The 8940-nt window shown below is 68.0% G+C and carries 6 protein-coding genes, 1 tRNA gene and 1 pseudogene; 5 read left to right on the plus strand and 3 right to left on the minus strand.

Annotated features, from left to right (window positions below):
• The coding region (locus tag ACFHWY_RS27100) for a transposase family protein (RefSeq protein WP_416583087.1) at positions 1-371 on the minus strand (371 nt) is incomplete at its 3' end.
• A 318-nt stretch (positions 372-689) separates the two neighbouring features.
• Between ACFHWY_RS27100 and ACFHWY_RS27105 the strand changes: the two genes are divergently transcribed.
• The 3 genes from ACFHWY_RS27105 to ACFHWY_RS27115 all read left to right on the plus strand — a co-directional run bounded on the left by ACFHWY_RS27105 (position 690) and on the right by ACFHWY_RS27115 (position 6570).
• On the plus strand, positions 690-1478 hold the full coding sequence (locus tag ACFHWY_RS27105) for a transposase family protein (RefSeq protein ID WP_416583088.1): 789 nt from the start codon (positions 690-692) through the stop codon (positions 1476-1478).
• A 236-nt stretch (positions 1479-1714) separates the two neighbouring features.
• Positions 1715-2020 carry a hypothetical protein gene (locus tag ACFHWY_RS27110; protein WP_416583089.1) on the plus strand — a complete coding sequence of 102 codons (306 nt, stop codon included), beginning with the start codon at positions 1715-1717 and terminating at the stop codon, positions 2018-2020.
• Positions 2017-6570 carry a hypothetical protein gene (locus ACFHWY_RS27115; protein ID WP_416583090.1) on the plus strand — a complete coding sequence of 1518 codons (4554 nt, stop codon included), beginning with the start codon at positions 2017-2019 and terminating at the stop codon, positions 6568-6570. The genes ACFHWY_RS27110 and ACFHWY_RS27115 overlap by 4 nt, the downstream gene beginning before the upstream one ends.
• Here the strand turns inward: ACFHWY_RS27115 and ACFHWY_RS27120 are convergent.
• Positions 6560-7239, minus strand: a pseudogene (locus tag ACFHWY_RS27120) (metal-dependent hydrolase). The gene ACFHWY_RS27115 and the pseudogene ACFHWY_RS27120 sit on opposite strands and share 11 nt — an antisense overlap.
• Before the next feature lie 489 nt (positions 7240-7728).
• Positions 7729-7816: transfer RNA gene (locus ACFHWY_RS27125), tRNA-Ser, on the minus strand.
• Between the two features lie 328 nt (positions 7817-8144).
• Between ACFHWY_RS27125 and ACFHWY_RS27130 the strand changes: the two genes are divergently transcribed.
• Together ACFHWY_RS27130 and ACFHWY_RS27135 are read left to right on the plus strand one after the other, a co-directional pair.
• Positions 8145-8369 carry a hypothetical protein gene (locus tag ACFHWY_RS27130; protein WP_416583091.1) on the plus strand — a complete coding sequence of 75 codons (225 nt, stop codon included), beginning with the start codon at positions 8145-8147 and terminating at the stop codon, positions 8367-8369.
• The gene (locus tag ACFHWY_RS27135) at positions 8360-8776 is read left to right on the plus strand and encodes a PIN domain nuclease (protein ID WP_416583092.1); all 417 of its coding nucleotides are present in this window, start codon (positions 8360-8362) and stop codon (positions 8774-8776) included. The genes ACFHWY_RS27130 and ACFHWY_RS27135 overlap by 10 nt, the downstream gene beginning before the upstream one ends.
• Positions 8777-8940: the final 164 nt, after the last annotated feature.

The following is an 8940-nucleotide window of genomic DNA, read 5'->3' on the forward strand; positions in this document are numbered from 1 at the left end:
TCGACGGCGGCCAGGACCCGCCGGAAGGTGCGTTCGCTGGGCACCAGGTATCGGCCGGTCAACGGGTTGCGGCGGGCGCCGAGCCGGTGCAGGACTTCCTGCGGGGTCCGGGCCGCCCACTGCCGGATCGCGGTCACGCCGTCGTTACCGGCCACGAGAGTCGCACACGCGGTCAGCACGAGGATGACCAGCAACGGATGGCGCAACCCGCGCAGCCGACGAGGGTCCGGGACCTGCGCCAGCCGGGCCACCAGCGGGGACACCACCTGCAGCGGATCGGTGACCACCGCGTCTACGGCGAGTTCGGCCTCCCACAACGCCATGTCGGCGAGGTGGTCAACAACAGGGTCGATCAGGGAAGATGACGTCACGAGCGCGACTCCGGTGGTGATCTTCGAGGCTAGTCACCCGAAAGATCATCAGGAGTGGCGCTCGTCCTGCAACTCGCCTCTCGTCCGGACTTCAACACGGACAGATCAACTCAAGTTGGAACAACGCCGGGGCCGTGCGGGCACGTCAGGGAGGGGCCATTCAAAAGTAAGACGACACTCGCAGATGTCACGGTGCGTGACCATCGAGGGTGGACCTGACCGAACGTACGCCATCCAAAGTAGACGCGACGACTGGTTCCCGGGTAGATCAACTTTGTGTGGAAGATGATCGAGGGCCAGCCGCCGCGCTGTGAGAGTATGACAGGACTGCCCAGCGACCGGCTCGCTGACCTGACCGGCCGGGTCCGCGAAGTCGTCGGCGACGAGTGGGAGAAACCTCCGGTCGGGCGTCCGCACGTGTTGCCGCTGCCCACTGCGGTGATCGCGGTGCTGTTCGGGTTGCGGCACAACATGCCCGACGAGGTCGTGGCCGAGGTGTTCGGCTGTTCACAGGCCACCATCACCCGCTACCACCAGATCCTGCAACCGATCCTGCGCTGGGTCACCCGCCCCGAAGTCGACCAGCGCCTGACCCAGACCCGCCGCGAAGGCGTGCTGGTCGACGGGTTCGTCGCCCCGGTCGGCGAACGCGAGGCCTACCACGGCCTGTTCTCCGGCAAGAAACACCTGTGCGGGCAGAACGTGCAGGTCATCGCCGACCTCGACGGCCGGGTCGCCGACGTCGGCGAGCCCGTCGACGGCGCCCGCCACGACGCCGCGGCGTTCTTCATCTCCGGCATCGCCGACCGCTGGGCCGACCATTACGCCGCCGGCGGCCCCGGCATGATCGGCGACGGCGGCTACCAGGACACCGGACCGATCACCCCGCACAAGAAACCACCCGGCGGCGAACTGACCACCAAGCAGAAGACCTACAACTACGGCGTCAACCGACTCCGCGCCGCCGTCGAACGCGCGATCAGCCACCTCAAGAACTGGAAGATCCTCAAGACCGGCTACCACCGGATCATGACCGACTTCCCCGACGTACTACGCACCGTCACCGCCCTGGAGATCTTCAGAACCGCCACACCGGGTTTTGAATGACCCTCCGGGAAGGTGAAGTCGATGTAGTCGCTTGGCGGCGGCGCCGCGTCGGACTCCTGAAAGAGCAGACGTCCCCTGAGGCGCCGGACGGTCTGACCATGCCCGACCCATGCTCGGTTAGCTGCCTTCGTCGATTCCGGTGAGCGAGTAGACGGGCTGGTGTGGCTGTCGCAACCGATGGCAGGATGGGAGAGGCAGTCAGCGAACCTGGGTCGCCGTCGCACGGGTAGGGGCAGATGAACCAAAGACTCATTGCCGCCATTTCGGTGGTGCTGGGAATCGTCGCCAGTGTCCTGACCAATCTGGTCACCGCGGGTCCCACGCCACCGCTTGTCGTGGGACTCGTCGCGGTCGCATTGCTCTGGGTCGGGCTGACCGCGCTCCAGCACCCCGGATCACCGCCGCCCGCTGCCCCGACATCTGAGACGCACGGGGATCACAGCCCCATCATCAACGCGGACAACAACAGCGGACGCATCACCTTTCACGCACCACCGAGATCCGATAGGCCATCCGGCGCGAACGGCGATCCGACTTCATGATAAAGTGGTGGCCGTTCCCCCAGCAACGCGGGCCGTCGGAGACGGGCGGGGACAACAGCCCTATCATCAACGCGGACAACAACAGCGGCAACATCAACATCACGCTCACGGCAACCGCCGGGGCCCATCCGCTCCGGGATGCTCCCCAGTCGTACGGAGCGTACGTCGATTCGCTGACCCGGGCCTACTACCCGAACAATCCGTTGGTCGCGAATTTCCGTCGGTTCATAGAAGAACAGGATCGTGGATACTTCGCGGTGGAGGCCGAGCCCGGCATGGGGAAGTCGGCCTTCGCGGCGTGGGTCGAGGCGCGACCGGAGACGGACGCCGCGCACTTCGTGCAGAACGGCGCCGGAGCGGGACTGACGGCGGCAGTCGTGCGCAGCCTGAGCGCTCAGCTCATCACCGCGTGGAAGTTGGACGATCTCGCCCCCGGTGGCTGGCTCTCCGACTCCAGCGGAGAGGTCGAGTGGCTGGCCGACGTCATCGAGCAGGCGGCGCGACGGCGGAACGAGCAGGGGTCGACACGGCCCATCGTCCTGGTCGTCGACGCGCTGGACGCCGCCTACGAGTATCCCGCCATCGAGTTGCCGTTCGGACTGCCGCAGTGGCTTCCGGAGCGCGTGTACGTCGTCGTGACCGCGCGGACCGGGCAATTCAGGAACCTTCCGTGGGACCAGACACGTCGTGTGGCGCTATTGCCGGAATCGGCGGATAATTGTGAAGCTCTGGAGGGTTTCCTCCGTGACCGCGCCCGAAACGACCCCCGTATCGCCCGGGCGCTCGAAGGACACGGCGTCGCCGAGGAGGCCTTCGCCCTGCGGATCCTGGAACGCAGTCGAGGTTCGTGGGTCTACGCCCACTACGTGATCGAGTCCATTGGTCAGGATCCGCGGAGGATGCGGGATCTTCCCGGGTTACCTGAAGGCTTGGAGGCCTACTACCAGAGTCGCGTCCTGTCGATCTGCCTCGGCGGGGACAGACAGTACGACGAGCGACGCGTCCGACTGCTCGCGGCGCTCGGCGTGGCTGGCGAGCCGGTGGACGCCCACACTCTCTGCTCGCTCGCCGGGCTGGACGAGCCGTCGCTCGTGGACGCTCTCATGCGCGACGGGCTGCAGCCCTTCTGCACGGTCGTCGGCCCCGGTGAGGAGGCGGACGAGACGGTCCGGTACGCGCCCCACCACCCGAGTCTCCGGGAGTACCTGTCGGGCGCGTCCGACGGGACCCTCCGGCAGGCGGCCCGGGCGGCTCACGCCCGGATCTGCGAGCGCTACCTGGCGGCGTGGGGTGGCCTGGAGTCCGGGCTCGGGACCCTGGCGGCCCAGCCGCAGCTGGCCGGCGCGGACGGTGGGTATCCCGTCCGGCATCTGGCGTCGCACCTGCTGGCGACAGACCGGGAAGCGGATCTGCACCGCCTGCTCGCGCTGAGCCGGGGTCGGGAGAATCTTTGGTACACGGTGCACACGCAGGCCGGTGATGTCGGCAGCTATCTGCGTGACGTCGAGTTGGCGGAGGCGGCGACCGGGCGGCTCGCGCTCCGGTTGCGCTACCGCCTCATCCAGGCGAGCGTGACCTCGGCGGTGACGGCCACCCCGCCCAGGCTGGTGCGGGAGATGGTCATCCGTGGACACTGGGCCGTCGAGCAGGGATTCCAGCGAGTCGCGATCATGAGCAATCGGGATCATCAGGCGGTGGGGGTTCGCCTTCTCGTACCGGACCTGCCGGAGCGGATGCATCCGGACGTGCTCCGCCTCGCCGCCTCGTACGGCAGCCAGGAACGCTCCGCCGTGCTGGAGGCGGTCCTGCCGCTCCTGGCCGACGAATTGGTGCCGGTCGTGGTCGAACTGGCCCTCGACACCGAGAACGGTCGACTGCTGCCCGGCCCACTGGCCACCGCGGCCGCCCGGCTGCCGCACGACGCGCTGAAGGACCTGGTTCAACACCCTCTGTTGAAGGATCGGTACGGCAACAGGAAGTTCGTCCGGGCCGTCGTCGCCCTGTTTCTGAATCCGGACCGGGGTGCCGGAGCGCGCAAGGCGATCCGGGTCCTCGGCGCGGGAAAGCACGAGCCGGACCGGAATCAACTGATTGCCCTGCTCCAGCACTCGCCCGTCACCGAGGCAGTCGTCGACGACGTGCTGACCCTGCTCGAGAACCGGCCCGGCGTACGGGGCGACAGGCCTTCCACGCACGGCCCCCGGCCCACGGGCGGCATCGAGCGACTGCGGTCGGTGCTGGAGAAGGGCGTGGACATGGACGTGGCCGCCCACATGCTCCATGTGGCCGCACACCTCGACTGGGGTAGGTCAGAAGTGCCCACCCTGCTGGAGCTGGCGCTGCGGTTCAGGTTGGATTACAACGCGCCTGGTCTGCTGTACGCGCTCGGCGGAGAACTGTCCACCACCGAGGTGCGACGCTGGCTGAACGAGTTGTTCCCGTCCGACGGAGAGCCGGGTCGCCGGCTGCATCGCGAGGTCCGACACGTCCTGCTCGGCGCGATACTCGACCGGCTGCCGCCCGAAGAGGCACGCGGCTACGCCGAGCGGGAGATGTCAGCGACACCGAAAATCGCATGGCCACCGGTCCAGATAGAACGGCCACTCGTCTGGGACACCCGGCCACACCTGGTCAGGTATCTCTCTCCGGAGACGCGTCGCCGTTACGTCGCGGAAGCCGTTGAGGCATGGGAAGACGACCCCAGGTACGCGCAGACGCTCGCGACCATCGCGCCGCATCTGAGCGAGGAGGAACTCGGGGTGGCGCTGCGAGCGGTGAACACGGAGGACGCCGTCGAGTCAGGCACCCGGGTGACGGCACTCAACGTGCTCGCCCCGTACCTTTCCGAGCACGTGCTGCGACAAGCCGTCGACAGCACGTCGAGCCCCGTACGGCTGGACGACCTGTCCGCCGTAGCCGAGATCGGACGACGTCTTCCCCCCGAGGCGCGTAGCCGGATCGGGAGGCGCGCCCTGACCTTCGTCCGAGGGATCCCGGAGCCGCAGACACGGGCCGACGCGGTGGCGAGGCTCGCCCCGGTACTGCTCTCGGGGGCCGCCGTGGACGCGCTGGCGCTGCTGGAGTCCGAGTCACGCTCCGTGCCTATGTGGACGGAGGAACGGGTGTGGCGACCGTTGACCGCAACCTCGGCGGACCGTGTCGGGAGCATGGAGCTGATCGAGAAGCGGGTATACGGTCTCGGGGGCGTCGCGCGGGCCGTGGAGGCGCTCAGCGGGGCGCTGCCGGACGAGGCTCTGCCACGGGCCTGGGCTGCCGCGGTGGGCGATGACGAGGAGAGCGCCGCGCAGGTGGCGCTCTGGGCGCCCGGTCTGGTGTCGCGCCTCCTCTCCACCGGTCAGGACGAGCTCCTCGGCGGCGTTCTCACGTACGCCGCCGAGCACATGCCACTGGTCGACGAGGACGAGGTGCCGCCGCTGCTCCGTTTCGCGGAACTGGTTCCGGTGGAACAGGTACGACGCGCGTGTGACGTCCTGCTGGCCCGCCGCAACGGTCCTCTGCGCGCGCGGGCCCTCGCGGGTCTGAGCCGTCATCTCCCCGATGCCGAGCGGAACTCCCTGGCCGGAGCGGTACTGACGATACTGGCGAGCGCCCGACGGAAGGGTCGGATCACCAACTGGCCCCATTCGGCGGACGCCCCCACGCTCGGGTACCTGTACCAGGCGGGAGCCACCGAAGCGGCAACCACGGCGCTGCGTACGTTACTGGCTGCCAGCGGTGAGTGGGACGCGGTCGTCCTTGAGGCGTTCGGTGCTCCGCTGCCGGCGTCCGTCGTCGAGGAAGCCCTAGCGATGACTCTCGCGGACGAGCCCGGGCGGCGCAATTATCAGGTGCTCGTCGTCCTGGCTCCCAGCCTCGACGGGGATCAGCTCCAGAGGGCGCTTCGGGCGATGGTGGAAGACGAGCTAGATGATGGCTTCCGACTCAGGGCGGTCACCGCATTCGCCAGCCGACTGGCGCTGAACGCCGCAGACGTCCTGTCACCCGAGATGTTCGCGCACGCCCTGCGGATGACGGAGGCGGAGCTCGCGAGTGAGCAGGGCATCATCCCGCTCCTGGCTCGGCTGCGTCGGAACGACGCCGTTCGATTCCGGACCCTGACGGAGCGGCTGATCAACTGTCATACGCCGGACGCCTCGACCTTTTGGGCGCCGAAAGCCGGCTTCGCCTCCGCCGTCGGCGTGCTGGAGCGTGACGAACTCGGCGAGTTGTACGAGCGGGTCACCCGGGCCCGTGGCCCTGCCTCGCGTGCCAGCGCCCAGGCCACAATCCTGCGGCGACTCGGAGACGAATGGCCGGGGACGACCGCCCCGGGCGGAGGCGACCTGCCGCGCACCTGGCCGACCGGCGTGGACCGGTGGACACTGTGTGGATTGCTCGCCGCGTCAGCCTGGTGGATACGGCGTCAGGGCGGGAACGACGCCGTCGACGAACTGGTCGGAGCGTTGCTCGATGTGGTCACCTGGTGGCCCGTGAACGGCCAGATCCGGGCGCCGTCCCGCCGCAGGCTGACGATGTCGATCACGGACTGATCAGCGTCCACGCGCTGACCGCACCGAGCAGGACCACGACGGGCACGACCAGCCGTCGCTCGGCCGCGGCCCCGGTGCGGAAGCGTAACGGCGCCCAGATGCCTAGGGCCGCCCACCGGCAACCCCTGATCCGGATCGGCCAGAGCAGTGGCACCCGGCTGAAGGTCAGCGCGTCGCCTAGGCGTGCACCAGGCAGCCCAGCCCCAGCGGCAGGCCCACCCACCACCACCCGGCCACCGGGCCGGACAACGCGACGGCCGTCACCCCGACCAGGAGCCCGATTCCTGCTGTTCCATACGCCCGACGGGTGCGTTTGGACAGCACCCGCGCGTCGCCAGAGCTGCGGCGAGGCCGGCGACGACCGCTGCGGCGACATCTCCACCGATCCAGCACAGCAACGACACCCACCAGGCCCGCGGTCACCGCGAAAAGCAGGGTGTGGGTGACCGCTCGGTGTCCACCTCGACACACGCAGCAGCCGCAGGAGGGCGGCCCGTAGCGCTGCGGCACCGGCCGCCGCGCCCTGCGCCATCAGACGGATAACGGGTCCCAGCGACCGGGCGACGACGGACCCCGGATGGTCGACGTCCGGCAATGTTCCAACGTCGGCCGCGCCCCCAGGGCAGCCCCCGCCGCACAGCCGCCCAGCCATGCCACCGCTCCGGACAACGCGTGGGATCACCCCATCACTGTCCCGGCGGGACGCGTGAGGTGGCCCGTCATGCCGACGGCCCGGCGTGCCCTCCGGGGCTCCGCCGCGCTGGTCGAAAGAGTGGGAATCAGATGCGTGGACCTTCCGGCCGTCACCGGCGACCCTTGGCCCGGACGATGTCCCGACCCCTTTTAGTCACCTGCGCCCGCCCAGGCCAACAGCGACCGGCCACCAGGCGTCCACCCAAACATGCAAGATCCACAATGATGGCCATAGCGGACAGTCGCCGCACCCCGACGCACTGGCATCCCGACCATGATCCAGACCAGCCGACACGCAAACGCCCTGGTCAGCACCGACCGGCACGGACCCCGCCCAAGCAGCACACCGACAACGGAGCACCATCGGAGCACCAGAGCCCAAATCCTGGGAAGATCCGTCCCAACACACAGAAGCGATCAAGGCCGTAACCCGCGTTTCTGCTGGTCACGGCCTTGATCGTGAAGTGCGCCCGAAGGGACTCGAACCCCTAACCTTCTGATCCGTAGTCCGAACCCGTCAGATGCTCTTTGCGGTGCGTAGCCGCCACTTCGCGTGTATCAGTCAGTGGTGCTGCATGCCGAAATATGCGGGTTGGGTATCTGCTGGTCCGGGCGTTACAGCGGATGGGGTTCAAGATCAGGCGTGACATGGACGGGCGGGCGACGCGTCGGTCGCCGATTCCGATCGGTTCGTGCTGCTCACGTACCGGACATCCGAGCACCAACGGAGCACCATAACAGCAAGCGACCGTGGGTTCGGGTCAGCCTGGGTCGCTCAACCGTCCACAGATCAACGAGGCGTGGGCGGCAACCGCTCCGGATCCGCGTTCACGCCACTGCTAGCGTGATATCGTGATAGCACCTGTCAAGGGAGGTGCTGCATGCCCAACATCCTCGTCCGCGATCTCAGCGAAGAAGCCGTGGACCGCATCGACGCCGCAGCCGCCAGCCTCGGGCTGTCCCGCAACGAGTACCTACGCCGCAAGTTCGAGGAGAACATCACCCCCGCCGGCGACCGGACCGTCACTGCTGAGGACTGGCAACGGTCCGCAGAGACCTTCACCGACCTTGCCGACCCTGCGGTGATGGATGCCGCGTGGCGGTGACGAACTGGCTGATCGACAAGTCCGCGTACGTACGCCTCCAACTCGGCCAGACGGCGAACCGTGACGAGTGGAGCGCGCGCATCAGCCGAGGGCTCGTCCGGCTCTCCACCATCACGCGCCTCGAACTCGGCTACTCGGCGCGCTCGGGAGAAGCGGGGCGCCGACAGTTCGCTGCCCCACCGCTGTCACTGATGCCGGTCGAACACCTCACACCCGCAATCGAGGACCGGGCGCTGGAAGTGCAGATGCTGCTCGCCGACCGCGGCCAACACCGCGCTCCTTCAATCCCCGACCTGCTGATCGCCGCAACCGCCGAAAAGACCGGACTGACCGTCTTGGCCGTCGACAAGGATTTCGACCTCATCGCCACGCTCACCGGCCAGCCGATCGAAACCCTGCCCGGTTGAGCCGCAGCGGCTAAAGATCAAAGTCAACACCGCACGGACCGGCCCGACCGCAGACCACCACGAGCCCCGGTGAGCACGGCCGTTTCAACATCATCCGGTAAGACCGAGGATGGTGAATGGCCTGTTCATGTCGCGGTTGGCCCATCGGGTGGCTTCGGTGATGT

The sequence above is a fragment of the Micromonospora sp. LOL_024 genome (assembly GCF_048060415.1).
In the GTDB taxonomy this organism is placed as follows: domain Bacteria; phylum Actinomycetota; class Actinomycetes; order Mycobacteriales; family Micromonosporaceae; genus Micromonospora.